This is a genomic window from Amycolatopsis sp. NPDC104819 (genome assembly GCF_055583145.1).
Map to the genome: position 1 here is coordinate 79628 of NZ_JBVJON010000009.1, position 12947 is coordinate 92574.

The 12947-nt window shown below is 71.9% G+C and carries 11 protein-coding genes and 1 pseudogene; 9 read left to right on the forward strand and 3 right to left on the reverse strand.

Features of this window, described 5'->3' with window-relative positions:
• The first annotated feature begins 175 nt into the window (after positions 1-175).
• The 6 genes from ACZ63E_RS28475 (at position 176) to ACZ63E_RS28500 (ending at position 8350) form a co-directional block, all read left to right on the forward strand.
• Positions 176-964, forward strand: a complete 789-nt coding sequence (locus ACZ63E_RS28475; RefSeq protein WP_465339178.1) for an FAD binding domain-containing protein — start codon at positions 176-178, stop codon at positions 962-964.
• Positions 961-3690: a molybdopterin-dependent oxidoreductase gene (locus ACZ63E_RS28480; RefSeq protein ID WP_465339179.1), complete on the forward strand. Its 2730-nt coding sequence runs from the start codon at positions 961-963 to the stop codon at positions 3688-3690. The genes ACZ63E_RS28475 and ACZ63E_RS28480 overlap by 4 nt, the downstream gene beginning before the upstream one ends.
• A 78-nt stretch (positions 3691-3768) precedes the next feature.
• The gene (locus tag ACZ63E_RS28485) at positions 3769-5262 is read left to right on the forward strand and encodes an aldehyde dehydrogenase family protein (RefSeq protein WP_465339180.1); all 1494 of its coding nucleotides are present in this window, start codon (positions 3769-3771) and stop codon (positions 5260-5262) included.
• Between the two features lie 155 nt (positions 5263-5417).
• On the forward strand, positions 5418-7163 hold the full coding sequence (locus ACZ63E_RS28490) for a cytochrome c biogenesis protein DipZ (RefSeq protein WP_465339181.1): 1746 nt from the start codon (positions 5418-5420) through the stop codon (positions 7161-7163).
• Between the two features lie 402 nt (positions 7164-7565).
• A complete protein-coding gene (locus tag ACZ63E_RS28495; protein ID WP_465339182.1) occupies positions 7566-7877 on the forward strand; it encodes a hypothetical protein in 312 nt (103 codons plus the stop codon).
• A gap of 74 nt (positions 7878-7951) precedes the next feature.
• Positions 7952-8350: a hypothetical protein gene (locus ACZ63E_RS28500; protein ID WP_465339183.1), complete on the forward strand. Its 399-nt coding sequence runs from the start codon at positions 7952-7954 to the stop codon at positions 8348-8350.
• On the opposite strand, the gene ACZ63E_RS28505 is transcribed toward ACZ63E_RS28500, so the two are convergent.
• Genes ACZ63E_RS28505 through ACZ63E_RS28515 form a run of 3 tightly spaced genes read right to left on the reverse strand, consistent with a single transcriptional unit; the run spans position 8323 to position 9802 of the window.
• Entirely contained in the window at positions 8323-8799 is a 477-nt protein-coding gene (locus ACZ63E_RS28505; RefSeq protein WP_465339184.1) for an SRPBCC family protein, read from the reverse strand. The two genes, ACZ63E_RS28500 and ACZ63E_RS28505, sit on opposite strands and share 28 nt — an antisense overlap.
• A 23-nt stretch (positions 8800-8822) precedes the next feature.
• On the reverse strand, positions 8823-9386 hold the full coding sequence (locus ACZ63E_RS28510) for a hypothetical protein (RefSeq protein WP_465339185.1): 564 nt from the start codon (positions 9384-9386) through the stop codon (positions 8823-8825).
• Positions 9356-9802, reverse strand: a complete 447-nt coding sequence (locus ACZ63E_RS28515) for a hypothetical protein (RefSeq protein ID WP_465339186.1) — start codon at positions 9800-9802, stop codon at positions 9356-9358. Before ACZ63E_RS28515 ends, ACZ63E_RS28510 begins: the two co-directional genes overlap by 31 nt.
• A gap of 204 nt (positions 9803-10006) precedes the next feature.
• Between ACZ63E_RS28515 and ACZ63E_RS28520 the strand changes: the two are divergent.
• From ACZ63E_RS28520 to ACZ63E_RS28530, 3 genes and pseudogenes are all read left to right on the forward strand, one after another.
• A pseudogene (locus ACZ63E_RS28520) lies at positions 10007-10138 on the forward strand (hypothetical protein); the annotation flags it as partial.
• A gap of 118 nt (positions 10139-10256) precedes the next feature.
• Complete coding sequence (locus ACZ63E_RS28525) at positions 10257-10697, forward strand: MFS transporter (RefSeq protein ID WP_465339459.1); 441 nt, start codon at positions 10257-10259, stop codon at positions 10695-10697.
• A gap of 778 nt (positions 10698-11475) precedes the next feature.
• Positions 11476-12924 carry a glycoside hydrolase family 76 protein gene (locus ACZ63E_RS28530; RefSeq protein WP_465339187.1) on the forward strand — a complete coding sequence of 483 codons (1449 nt, stop codon included), beginning with the start codon at positions 11476-11478 and terminating at the stop codon, positions 12922-12924.
• Positions 12925-12947: the final 23 nt, after the last annotated feature.

Below are 12947 nucleotides of genomic sequence, written 5' to 3' on the forward strand. Positions count from 1 at the left end.
CCGGCCACAAGTAGGCCGACCCTCGGGCGGCAGGTGACCGTGAACACGAAGTCATTCGGCCGTGACTGTGGTCGGATTGGCAACGAACGGCGCAGTACCAGGTGTTTTCGGTGGTGTTCGCCTCTCGTCGCACGAGCGCGGTGTTGTTTTGCTGGGACGACCCCGAGGAGGTGCGATGGACCTGAACACCGTGACGGCGATCCGTGACCCGCGGCGGCCCGGGTCGTGGCGGCCCGGTGACGCCTGGCTGGCCGGCGGCACGTACCTGTTCTCGGAACCGCAGCCGCACCTCACCCGGCTGGTCGACCTGACCCGGTTCGGCTGGCCGGCCATCACCCAGCACGAGGACGGCTCGGTCGAGCTGGCCGCCACCTGCACGATCGCCGAGCTGTCCCGGTTCGCCGCCGGCAGCGGCCTGCCGGTCGCGCCACTGGTCGAGCAGTGCTGCCGGGCGTTCCTCGCGTCGTTCAAGATCTGGAACCTGGCCACGGTCGGCGGCAACCTCTGCAACGCGCTGCCGGCCGGTCCGATGATCTCCCTGACCGCCGCGCTGGACGGCGTCTGCCTGCTCCGCGCGCTGGACGGCGTCGAACGCCGGGTCGCCGCGGCCGACTTCGTGACCGGAGCCGGACAGCAGGTCCTGGCGGAAGGCGAGCTGCTGCGGTCGGTGACGCTGCCCGCGGCCGCGCTGCGGCGGACAACGGCGTTCCGCCAGGCTTCCCTCTACGGCCTCGGCCGTTCCGGCGTCCTGGTGATCGGCACCCGCGGCCCGGAGTTCACGCTGACGGTCACCGCGTCGACCCCGCGGCCGTTCCGGTTCGTCTTCCCGGTTGTTCCCGGCGCCGCCGAGCTGAGCAGGGCACTCGAGACGATCGACGACTGGTTCGACGACATCCACGGCTTGCCCGCCTGGCGCCGGCACCTGACTTTCCGGCTGGCCGAAGAGATCCGGGGTGAGCTGTGAGCTTCGAGCTCGACGTCAACGGCCAGCACACCGAGGCCGAGCCGCGGCCCGGGCAGTGCCTGCGCACCTACCTGCGTGAGCGCGGCTGGTTCGGTGTCAAGAAGGGCTGCGACGCGGGGGACTGCGGCGCCTGCACCGTGCACGTCGACGGCGTCCCGGTACACAGCTGCCTCTACCCGGCGCACCGGGCGGACGGCCGGGAAGTGACCACTGTGGAGGGTCTCGCCCGCGACGGCGAGCTGCACCCCGTGCAGCAACGGTTCCTGGACGCCCAGGGTTTCCAGTGCGGGTTCTGCACCGCCGGGTTCCTCATGACGACCGCTGCGCTGGACGCCGAGCAGCGGGCCGATCTGCCCCGCGCGCTCAAGGGAAACCTCTGCCGCTGCACCGGCTACCGGGCGATCGAAGACGCCGTCCGCGGGGTCAAGCACGTCGAAGAACCGGCCGCGGGGGAGACGGTCGGGCGGAACCTGCCCGCGCCGGCCGGGCCGGAGGTCGTCACCGGCACCGCGCGGTACACGTTCGACCTCGACGTTCCGGGGCTGCTGCACCTGAAGCTGCTGCGCTCGCCGCACGCGCACGCCCGGATCACCGCGATCGACATCTCCGCCGCCTACGAGGTGCCCGGAGTGCACCTCGTCCTGACCCACGAGGACGCGCCGGAGCGGCACTTTTCGACCGCCCAGCACGAACACGTCGAGGACGACCCGGCCGACACACGCGTGTTCGACGACGTCGTACGGCACGTCGGCCAGCGGGTCGCCGCGGTGGTCGCCGACTCCGAAGCCGCGGCCGAGGAGGGCTGCCGCCGCATCCGGGTCACCTACGACGTGCGGCCCGCGGTCACCGACCCCGAGGCCGCGATGCGGCCTGGCGCGCCGGTGGTGCACGAGAAGGACCCGGCGGTGAGCGGGATCGCACGGCCGGAGAACAACGTCGTCGCCGAGCTGCACGGTGAGGTCGGGGACGTCGCGACCGGCTTCGCCGACGCGGATGTCGTCTACGAGAACACCTTCCGGACACAGCGGGTGCAGCACGCCAGCCTGGAAACCCACGGCGCCGTTGCGTGGTTCTCCGACGACGGGCGCCTGGTCGTGCGGTCCAGCACCCAGGTGCCGTTCCTGACGCGGCGGGCGCTGTGCGCGCTGTTCGACCTGCCCGAGGACGCGGTGCGCGTAGTGGCTGGGCGGGTCGGCGGCGGGTTCGGCGGCAAGCAGGAGATGCTCGCCGAGGACGTGGTCGTGCTGGCCGCGCTGAAGCTGCGGCGGCCGGTGAAGCTGGAGTTCACCCGCGCCGAGCAGTTCTTCGGCGCGACGACCCGGCACCCGTTCACCGTGCGGGTCAAGGCCGGTGCTCGTGACGATGGCACGCTGACCGCGCTGCAGCTGCATGTCGTGTCCGACACGGGTGCCTACGGTAACCACGGGCCCGGGGTGATGTTCCACGCGTGCGGTGAGTCGCTGGCCGTTTACCGGTGCGCGCACAAGAAGGCCGACGCCTATGCCGTCTACACGCACAACGTTCCTTCGGGAGCGTTTCGCGGGTACGGCCTCGGGCAGGTCATCTTCGCGCTGGAGTCTGCTGTGGACGAGCTGGCGCATCTGCTCGGCCTGGACCCGCTCGTGCTGCGGGAGCGCAACGTGATCCGCGCCGGGGAGCCGATGGTCGACGCGCACGGCTCGGAGGAGGACCTGCACCTCGCCAGCTACGGGCTCGGCGAGTGTCTGGACATCGTCCGGGCCGCCCGCGCCGAGTCCGCGGAGCCGGCCCCGCCCGGCTGGCTGGTGGGGGAGGGCAGCGCGCTCGCGATGATCGCCACGGCGCCGCCGCGCGGGCACTTCGCCGACGCCACCGTGTCGCTGCTGCCGGACGGGACCTACGACGTCGCGGTCGGCACGGCCGAGTTCGGCAACGGCACCACGACCGTGCACCGGCAGATCGCCGCGGGCCGGCTCGCCACCACGGCCGAGCGCGTGACGATCCGGCAGTCCGACACCGACGTCGTCCGGCACGACACGGGCGCGTTCGGCTCCACCGGCACGGTGGTCGCGGGCAAGGCCGTCCTGCGGGCCGCGGACGCGCTGGCCGAGCAGGTGCTGGAGTTCGCCGCCGGGCACCTCGGCCTCGGCCGCGCCGCACTGAAGCTCACCGAGGACGCCGTCGAGTTCGGGGAGAACCGGGTGCTGCTCAAGGAGCTTCACCAGGCGGCCACCGCGGCGGGCCGGGTGCTGAGCGCCGACGGCCACTTCGGCGGCACCCCGCGTTCGGTGGCGTTCAACGCGCAGTGGTTCCGGGTCGCCGTCGACCCCGGCACCGGCGAGCTGCGGATCCTGCGCAGCGTCCACGCGGCCGACGCCGGGAAGGTGATGAACCCGATGCAGTGCCGCGGCCAGGTCGAGGGCGGGGTCGCCCAGGCCCTCGGTGCGACGCTGTTCGAGCACGTCCGCACGGCCGCCGACGGCACGGTGACCACCGCCGCGTTCCGGCAGTACCGGCTGCCCGCGTTCGCGGACGTTCCGCGCACCGAGGTCTGCTTCATGACCACCGACGACGCGCTGGGCCCGCTCGGGGCCAAGTCGATGAGCGAAAGCCCGTTCAACCCGGTCGCCCCGGCGCTGGCCAACGCGGTGCGGGCGGCGACCGGGGTCCGGTTCACCGAGCTGCCGCTGACCCGCGACCGCGTCTGGCTGGCGCTCGACCGGCACGAACGGAGTAACGGGCGCTAGACACACCGCAGGAGCGGTGTTGTGATGGGGATCACGCCGCATGTGCGGGTGTGACTCCAGGTGACGAGGAGGTCACTGATGACTCTGGCCGTGGACGACAACCGCGTCGAAGAGACCGTGAAGCTGCTGAGCCGGAAGCTGCTGATCAACGGCGAGTGGGTGGATTCGGCGTCGGGGAAGACGTTCGAGACGCTCAACCCCGCCACCGAAGAGGTCCTCGCGTCGGTCGCGCACGGGGAAGCCGAAGACGTCGACCGGGCCGTGCGGGCCGCGCGGGCGGCGTTCGAAGACGGCGCGCCGTGGCGTCGGATGACCCACGGCGAGCGGGGCCGGATCATCCACAAGCTGGGGGACCTGATCCTCGAGCACCTGGAGGACTTCGCCCTGCTCGACTCGCTCGACAACGGCAAGCCGTACGCGGTCGCCAAGGCCGCCGACGTGCCGCTGGCCGCGGACCTGTTCCACTACATGTCGGGCTGGGCGACCAAGATCGAGGGCGCCACCATCCCGACGTCGGGTCTCGACCCGAACCGCTACCTCGGCTTCACGCTGCGGGAGCCGGTCGGGGTCTGCGGGCAGATCATCCCGTGGAACTTCCCGCTGCTGATGGCCGCCTGGAAGGTCGGCCCGGTGCTCGCCGCCGGCTGCACCACCGTGCTCAAGCCCGCCGAGCAGACGCCGCTGTCGGCGTTGCTCCTGGGCGAGCTCGCCATGCAGGCCGGGCTGCCGCCGGGCGTGTTCAACATCATCACCGGCTTCGGTGAGGCCGGGGCCGCGCTGGCCGCGCACCGCGACGTCGACAAGGTCGCCTTCACCGGGGCGACCGAGGTCGGCCGCGAGATCGTCAAGGCCGCGTCCGGCAACCTGAAGAAGGTGACGCTCGAGCTCGGCGGCAAGTCCCCGAACGTCGTCTACGCCGACGCGGACCTCGACGCCGCCATCGCCGGCTCGGCGAACGCGATCTTCTTCAACCAGGGTGAATGCTGCGTCGCCGGCTCCCGGCTCTATGTCGAGGACTCGGTCTACGACGAGGTCGTCGCGGGCATCCGCGAGCAGGCCGAGCTGATCAAGGTCGGCAACGGCCTCGACCCGGAGACCACGATGGGTCCGCTCGTGTCGCAGGAGCAGTTCGACCGGGTGACCGGTTACATCAGCTCCGGCCGCGACGACGGCGCGACGATCAGCGGCGGCGACCGCGTCGGGGACCGCGGGTACTTCGTGGCCCCGACGGTCCTGACCGAGACGCGGGAGGACATGACGGCGGTGCGCGAGGAGATCTTCGGCCCGGTCGTCGCGGCGGCGCCGTTCAGCGCGGAGTCCGACATCATGCCGACGGCCAACAACACCAACTACGGCCTGGGCGCCGGCGTGTTCACCAAGGACATCGGGAAGGCGTACCGGACGGCGCGGCGCATGCGCGCGGGCACCGTCTGGGTGAACACGTGGAACGTCTTCGACGCGTCTCTGCCGTTCGGCGGCTACAAGGAGTCCGGCTGGGGCCGCGAGATGGGCAGTGCGGTGTTCAACAACTACATGGAGACGAAGACGGTCATCACCGACCTCGGCGGCTGAGCGCCCCTCCCGCGTCCGGTCCCGGCCGGGCGCGGGGGGTCTCCCGTTCCGCACAAGCGGTGAAACGACCTGTCTTACTCCGCATCTGCGGCGAACACCCGGTGTGAGGACACCGGCGCCCGGCCGGTGTGCCGGGGACGCGGAGGCGTGGGGTTATGTGGACGTTGGTCTTGATCGGCCTGCTGGGGGGCCTGATCACCGGGGTGTCGCCGTGCATCCTGCCCGTGCTGCCGGTGGTGTTCTTCGCCGGCGGCGCGAAACAGCCGGGCAGCGAGCCGGAGGCGGAACCTGCCGGTGATGTCCTGGTCAAGCAGAAGAAGGCGAAGAACCGGCGGCCGTACGCGGTGATCGGCGGGCTGGTCCTGAGCTTCACCGTCTTCACCCTGCTGGGCTCACTGCTCATCAAGGCGCTGAACCTGCCGGACGACATCCTGCGGTTCGTCGGGCTGGTGGTGCTGTCGGTCGTGGGCCTGAGCCTGCTGATTCCGCCGCTGGAACGCCTGCTGGAGAAGCCGTTTTCGAAGCTGCCGCAGCGGAAGGTGAACCCCAACGGCGGCGGCTTCGGCCTCGGCCTGGGCCTCGGGCTGCTCTACGTCCCGTGCGCCGGGCCGGTGCTGACCGCGATCACGATCGCCGCGGCCAACGGCAAGATCGGCCTCGAGACCGTCGCGCTCACGGTGTCGTTCGCCGTCGGCGCCACCCTGCCGCTGCTCGTGTTCGCCTTGGCGGGGGCCAAGATCTCCGAGCGGGTGAAGTTCTTCCGCAAGAACAACGGCAAGGTCCGCGCGATCGGCGGGGTCCTGATGCTGCTGCTGGCCGTCGCGCTGTACTTCGACCTGCCGTCGCTGCTGCAGACCAAGCTGCCGAACTACACCGGTGCGTTGCAGGAGCGGGTGGAAGGCAGTGACGCGATCAGCAAGCTGCGCCTGTCCAGCCTGGGCGACGCTTCCAACCAGGCACTGGACCAGTGCGCGGACAACACGAACGGCGAACTGCGGAACTGCGGGCCGACCCCCGAGTTCGAGAACATCGACGGCTGGCTCAACAGCGCCCCGCTGACGATGGCCGGGCTCAAGGGCAAGGTCGTCCTGGTCGACTTCTGGACGTACTCCTGCATCAACTGCCAGCGCAGCCTGCCGCACATCAAGGACCTCTACGCCCGCTACCACGCGGCCGGGCTCGAGGTGGTCGGCGTGCACACACCGGAGTTCGCGTTCGAGCACGACAAGGGCAACGTCGAGGCCGCGACCAGGAAGCTGGGGATCCAGTACCCGGTCGCCATCGACAACGAGACGAGCACCTTCAACAACTTCCGCAACCAGTACTGGCCCGCGCGCTACCTGATCGACGCCACCGGGCAGGTCCGGTACCTGAAGCTCGGCGAGGGCGCCTACGACCAGACGGAGAACCTCGTCCGGCAGCTGCTGCAGCAGACCCGGCCGGGGGTCGCGCTGCCGAAACCGGGCGACCTGCCCGACATCCGGCCGACCGACGAGCGCACCACCCGCGAGACCTACCTCAGCTACGGCGAACTGGCCAAGACCTACGCGCCGGGCGGCACCCCGCTCGAGCTGGACAAGGAGACGGCCTACCGCTTTCCGGTGAGCGTCCCCGATCGCAAGGTGGCGTTCGAAGGCACCTGGAGGGTCGACTACCAGAAGGCGACCGCCGGTCCCGGCGCGCAGCTGCGGCTCGGGTACACGGCGAAGAGCACCAACCTGGTGCTCGCCGGCGAGGGCACGGTCACCGTCTCGACCGACGACGGCCGACCGCCGCGCACGATCCGCGTCACCGGGACGCCGAACCTCTACCGCCTGAGCGAGACCCCGGACCTGCACACCGGGCAGCTCACGCTGACCCTCAGCCCGGGGCTGCAGGCGTACTCCTTCACCTTCGACTGAGCCGGCCGTGTCCTCACGACCGCCGCGGCCGCCGATGCCCGGGCCGCCGGAACCGTGGTCGTAGGCCGCCGGGGCCGCGTCGCGCCAGTCACCGCAAGCACGGCCGACATCATCATGGTCCATGCGGCGAAGACCACGCCGTTTCACCACCACCCGCGCGGCGGACAGCACCATCACGGCGGCTCCCGCCGGCGAGGCACAAGCACTTGAGGCTGGGCACCCTCGGGTCGATCACCCAGTGATGCGGGGCACCCGGCTTCGGCCGGCCGGACGGCACCCTGCGGTTCGCGGACATCCCGTTCGAGCCCAAGGCCCGCGGCCGCGCCCGGCCGGCCCGCCGCCGCAGCTGAGGATCAGCCGGATCTCCCGGCCACCGCCGACACGGTGTGCGAAAGTGGCGGGATGAACGTCCGGACGGCCGGCCCGGCCGACGGCCCCGGCGCGGTGACGTCGGTCGCCGACCTCGCGCGGATGTCGGCGTGGACGGTCACCCGGTCCCGCGGGCACTGGACGACGGCCGAGCGGGTCCTCACCCTCGGCGGCCGGCGCTGGGTCGTCGGGCTCACCCCGACGGTGGGCGGCGCGACGGCGCTGGTGCTGTGGCGTGACGACGTGGTCGTCGCGCACCGGCGGGGCACCGAAGCGGTGCAGTGCGCGATCGCGCTGCGGTGGGTGACCAACCTGCTGGCCGGGCGGGCGTGGGACGCGCGCTAGCGTCGTTCTGCGGCCGCGCGAAGATCGTCTAAGGTGTGCGGAAACCTGGGGGCCGCTGATCTTGGGAGCGACCCGTGCCGACTTTGACCGAACTGCCCCGATGGACGATCAGCGCGTCCGGCGACGAAGTGACGTTCACCGCGCGCGCCGGCCACCCCGAGCCGAGGGTGTGGGCCGGCCGCGGGTTGGCGCTGAGCGAAGCCGACCTGCCCGCGTTCGCGAAGGCGCTCGGCGAGGTGATGAAGCTGCCGGCGTACTGGACGGCGTGGACCCGCAGCGCCCGCCGCGGCCTCAGCGGCGAGCCGGTGTGGGCGCAGCCGCGCCACGATCCCGCGGACGACTTCGTCTTCGTCGGCGGCCCGTGCCGCGAGCCCGGGGAGCCGCGGTCCGGCTCGTTCACGCTCGACTTGGCCGATGTCCGCGCGCTGCGGGTGCGGATCGCCGCCTACCTGCGGGAGCGGCCCGCGGCCTGAACTTCCGCCGCGAGCTTGCCGAGGGACTCCTGGAGCTGTTCGCGGTTGACGACCGGCAGGTGCGACAGCATGTCGGTGTGGGTGAACGCCGACCAGTCGTAGGTCTGGCTGACGGTGGTGGCGTCCGCGCCGGCCGGCTCGAGGTGCCAGATCCAGGTGTGCCCGGCGGGTGGCGTTCCCGGCTCGGCCGGGGCCCAGCCGATCGTGGTGCCGGTTTCGAACGCGACGACGTGGTTGGCGACCTGGTGCTCGCCCTTCATCGGGTTGTGCATGTCCATCACGAAGACCTGCCCGACGTGCGTGATCGGACCGGGGTCGGCCGCGCCACGGACCATGCCGCTGGTGTCGAAGGCCCGGTGGTGGGCCGGGTTCGCGAGGTAGGCGAAGACCGCCGCGGCGGGCGCCTCGATCAGCCGGGTCACCGTGATGGCACGGGTCTGCTCACCCATCGCACCACTGTGCCACGCGGCATCTAGGAAACCCGTTCCCGCAGCCCCGCGGCGAGCCCCGCGACGGTCAGCAGGTCCACCAACCCGCCGCCGTACTCCGCGAGGCGTCGGCGGCGGACGCCACTCAACCGGAAACGCAGGTGGACACGCGTCGCGCCGTTCTCCTCAGTCAGGTGGATCGCCCAGCTGAGCTCCAGCCGTCCCCTCGTCGAGCGGTGGACCAGCGTGTGCGGGGCGTCGTGGACGACGATCTCGAACGTCGCGTCGCGGCCGCCCCAGTCGTCGATCACGTCGCCCGGCCGGAGGTTCTGCAGGGCCGGGTCGAGGCGGCGGAGGGCGCGGCGGCGCCGGGGGAGCAGCGCTTCGACCCAGGTCGGCAGGTACCAGCCCGCTCGGTTCTTGCCGAGCTGGGCGAACCACGGCCACACCCGCTCCGGCGGCGCGGCGAGCGTGAACCCGCGGTCCATGACCACGTCCGGCCGGGGGACGAGGTCGTCACCGCGCACGGCGGCGGTGACCTCCGCCGGGCGGGGTGCGACTCCGAGCTGGGCCACGGCTAGCGCGCGCAGGGACCGAAGTACCGGCACTCGATCAGCTCCCGCGCGTCGAGCTCACGCGCCCGCGGCTCGAGCGTGTCGAGCAGGGCCGCGATCGGGCCGAGGTCGACCGCCCCGGCCGCGGTGAGCGGGAAGAACTGCTCACGCGTGTCGTGCGCCGGGCAGCCGCTGCCGCGCAGGTTCCCCGCCGCCACCAGGCAGAACACCTCGTCACCGTCGTTGCCGAACGTGAAGTAGCCCTGCAGCGTGACCGGCGTCGTGTCGGCGACGTCGTTGATGCGCTGCCCGCCGAAGCTCTCGGGGTAGTGCCAGCCGGCCCGCGGATCGTTGGCGAACCAGACCTGCGCCGGGTCGGCGTCCCCGTCGAGCCGCCAGCCGCGTGCGAGGAGGAACTCGTGCACGCTCAGCTGGCGGGTGAGCGGCAGGTCGGTCGACGACGCGGTCATCGGGGTCCCTTCGAGCGAAGCGGTCGGTCCCTCCAGTGTCACCCCTACCGGGCAGCCACGATCGGGTGACCTTCGTTCGGACCCGAGACCCGGCTCCGGCCCGAGTCTCGGAACCCCGACGTAGCGTCGGGGCATGCGGTGTCCACCGGCCGCCGGGCGTGGACGGTCGGAGTGATGTGCACCGCCGTCGGCCTGGTCATCGCCATGGTGACCATCGTGAACGCCGCCCTGCCCGCGCTCGCCGCGGACACCGGCGCGAGCCAGGCCGAGCAGACCTGGATCGTCGACGTCTACACCCTCGTGCCGGCCGCGCTCGTGCTGCCGGCCGGCGCACTGGGTGACCGGTTCGGGCGCCGCGGGGTGCTCGTCGCCGGGTGTGCCGCGCCGGTGTTCTTCGGGACGTCGCTGTGGCTCGTCGTCGCGGGCGGTCACCGGGCTTGGCGCGGCGATGATCATGCCCGCCACGCTGTCGATCATCAACGCGAGCTTCCCGCCGCAGCTGCGCGGCCGGGCCATCGGCATCTGGGCGGCCGTGGCCGGGGTCAGCGGGCTGGGCGGGCTCGTGCTTGCCGGGGTGCTGCTGGAGCACTTCTCGTGGCATTCGGTGTTCCTCGCCCCGGCGGTGCTGTCGGTGGTCCTCGTGGCCGCGACCGCCACCCGAAGGCGTTCGACACCACCGGCGCCGTGCTCGGCGCGCTCGCGATCGGCGCGGTGGTGTTCGGCATCCTGCGCGTCGCCGACCTCGGCTGGGGTCACGGCTTGGTGCTCGGGTCCCTCGCAGCAGGTCTCGTGCTGGGCGGGCTGTTCGTGGGGTTCGAACTGCGGTCCGACGCGCCTCTGCTGGACGTCCGGCTGTTCGGCAACGCGGCCTTCGCGACCGGCTCGGTGTCGGTGACGGTGCAGTTCACCGCGGCGTTCGGCATGTTCTTCGCGCTGGCGCAGGGCTACTCGGCGCTCGAGTCGGGGCTGGCGTTGTGGCCCGTCGCCGTCTCGCTGTTCCCGCTGTCGCTGGCCTCGGCGCCGCTGGTCCGCCGGTTCGAGCTGCGGGCGGTGAGGTGCGGCGGCTTGGCGGTCGTGGTCGTGGGAATGGTGCTGACCGGCCGGCTCGACGCGGGCAGCGGCTACCCCGCGCTAGCGGTCGCCGTGTGCGTGCTGGGCGCCGGGATCGGCGTGACGGCCCCGGCCGCGACGAGCGCGATCCTCGACAACGTCGAGCCGGCTCAGTACGGCGTGGCGTCGGCCGTCAACGACGCGACGCGCGAAGTCGGTGCGGCACTGGGGATCGCGCTGGTCGGCAGTGTGCTTTCGGCCGCCTACAGCGGTTCGGTCGCCCCGGCGACGGAGATGCTCGCGCCGCACCGAGCGGGAGGCTGCCGACGGTTCGCTCGCGGTCGCCGCCGGTTCGGGGCCGGCCGGCGCGCACCTGGCCGCGGCCGCGCGTGCCGCCTTCACCGACGGCATGGGCACCGGCATGTGCGCGCTCGCCGCCGTGGTGCTGGCCGGGATCCTCGCCGTGGCGTTCCTCGGCCGGCGGAAAAGGCTTTCCGTCGTCGGCGCATAGTTGTCTGGACCAAAAACCGGACAGCTGTTGACTTCCGGCGACATCCGGCGGCACCCTGAAAACCGTCCCCCGCCGGGCCCGGGCGGTCCTCTCTCGCCCCCGAGGATCTGCCATGCCCACACCCGGTTTTGCGCTCGTTTTCGCGTCCCTGCTCGGCCTGGCCGGCACCGCGACGCCCGCCGCCCAGCCGTCGACCGTGTCGGCGACCGTCTGCAACAAGTACTGCGACAGCGCCGATCCGGCGAACTCGCCCGGGGACCGCCGCCCGGTTTCGGCGACGGTGTTCGGCCGCTCGCTCGTGCTGCACTTCGACGACAGCGACGCGATGGGCTGGGCGTCGGTCGAGAACGGCAGCCCGGGCGACGAGGTGTGGCTCGACCGCTCTTTCGACGGCGGCCGGTCGTGGGCCTCGGGCAGCCGGCTCGGCGCGACCGCGATCCCCGCGGGCAACCGCGGCTGGCGCACGCTGATGTACAACGTCGACGACTGGAACAACACCGGCGTCGGCGCGCTGCGGGCGTGCGGGAAGGCCGGTGACCGCCCCGACGTCGCGTGCACGGCGTGGGCGCGCACGACGTGGAACGCGGGGGAGCGGCGGACGGCCGCGGCCACCGCCCAGATGATGTTCTACAACAACGGAACCGGGCTCTTCGACACCACCGGCTGGTGGAACTCGGCCAACGCGCTCACCGCGGTGATCCGCAACGTCCAGGTGACGGGCATGGGCAGCTACCGCTACGCCATCGCCCGCACCTACGACAAGAACATCACCGCCGCGCTCGGGCAGTTCCGCAACGACTACCTCGACGACACCGGCTGGTGGGGCCTCGCCTGGGTGCTGGCCTACGACGTCACCGGGGACGGCCGGTACCTGAACACCGCCCGCGCCGACGCGGACCACATGGCGGCCTACTGGGACGGCACCTGCGGCGGCGGGATCTGGTGGAGCACCGCGCGGACGTACAAGAACGCCATCGCCAACTCCCTCTACATCCAGCTCAACGCCGCGCTGCACAACCGGATCGGCGGCGACAGCGCTTACCTGAACCGCGCGAAGAGCGGCTGGAGCTGGTTCCAGGGCACCGGCATGGTCAACGGCTCGTCGCTCGTCAACGACGGCGTCGACCTCGGCACCTGCAAGAACAACGGCGACACCGTCTGGTCGTACAACCAGGGTGTGCTGGTCAACGCGCTGACCGAGCTGAACCGGGCGACCGGCGACGCCGGGCTGCTGACGACCGCGCGCCGCCTCGGCGACGCCAACGTCACGTCGCCGTCGCTCAACACCGCGGACGGCATCCTGCGCGACCCGTGCGAGGGCGGGGACTGCGGCGCCGACGGCCCGTCGTTCAAGGGCGCCGGCGTCCGCGGGCTGGCCGCGCTCAACGCGGTATTGGCCGACCACCCGTACACCGCCTACCTGCGCCGCCAAGCCGACCGCGCGTATTCGGCCGACCGCAACGCTCTCGACCAGTACGGCCTGCGCTGGTCCGGGCCGCTGGACAAGATCGACGCCGCCCGGCAGCAGAGCGCGCTCGACTTGGTCAACGCCGCATCCTGACCCCTGGCGGGGTGGCGCGTCCG

What these genes read in the sequence shown, in the direction of transcription:
- ACZ63E_RS28475 (WP_465339178.1), top strand. Translation starts at nt 176, where the DNA reads ATGGACCTGAACACCGTGACGGCGATCCGTGACCCGCGGCGGCCCGGG.
- ACZ63E_RS28485 (WP_465339180.1), top strand. Translation starts at nt 3,769, where the DNA reads ATGACTCTGGCCGTGGACGACAACCGCGTCGAAGAGACCGTGAAGCTG.
- ACZ63E_RS28490 (WP_465339181.1), top strand. Translation starts at nt 5,418, where the DNA reads ATGTGGACGTTGGTCTTGATCGGCCTGCTGGGGGGCCTGATCACCGGG.
- ACZ63E_RS28495 (WP_465339182.1), top strand. Translation starts at nt 7,566, where the DNA reads ATGAACGTCCGGACGGCCGGCCCGGCCGACGGCCCCGGCGCGGTGACG.
- ACZ63E_RS28505 (WP_465339184.1), bottom strand. Translation starts at nt 8,799, where the DNA reads ATGGGTGAGCAGACCCGTGCCATCACGGTGACCCGGCTGATCGAGGCG.
- ACZ63E_RS28515 (WP_465339186.1), bottom strand. Translation starts at nt 9,802, where the DNA reads ATGACCGCGTCGTCGACCGACCTGCCGCTCACCCGCCAGCTGAGCGTG.
- ACZ63E_RS28525 (WP_465339459.1), top strand. Translation starts at nt 10,257, where the DNA reads ATGCCCGCCACGCTGTCGATCATCAACGCGAGCTTCCCGCCGCAGCTG.
- ACZ63E_RS28530 (WP_465339187.1), top strand. Translation starts at nt 11,476, where the DNA reads ATGCCCACACCCGGTTTTGCGCTCGTTTTCGCGTCCCTGCTCGGCCTG.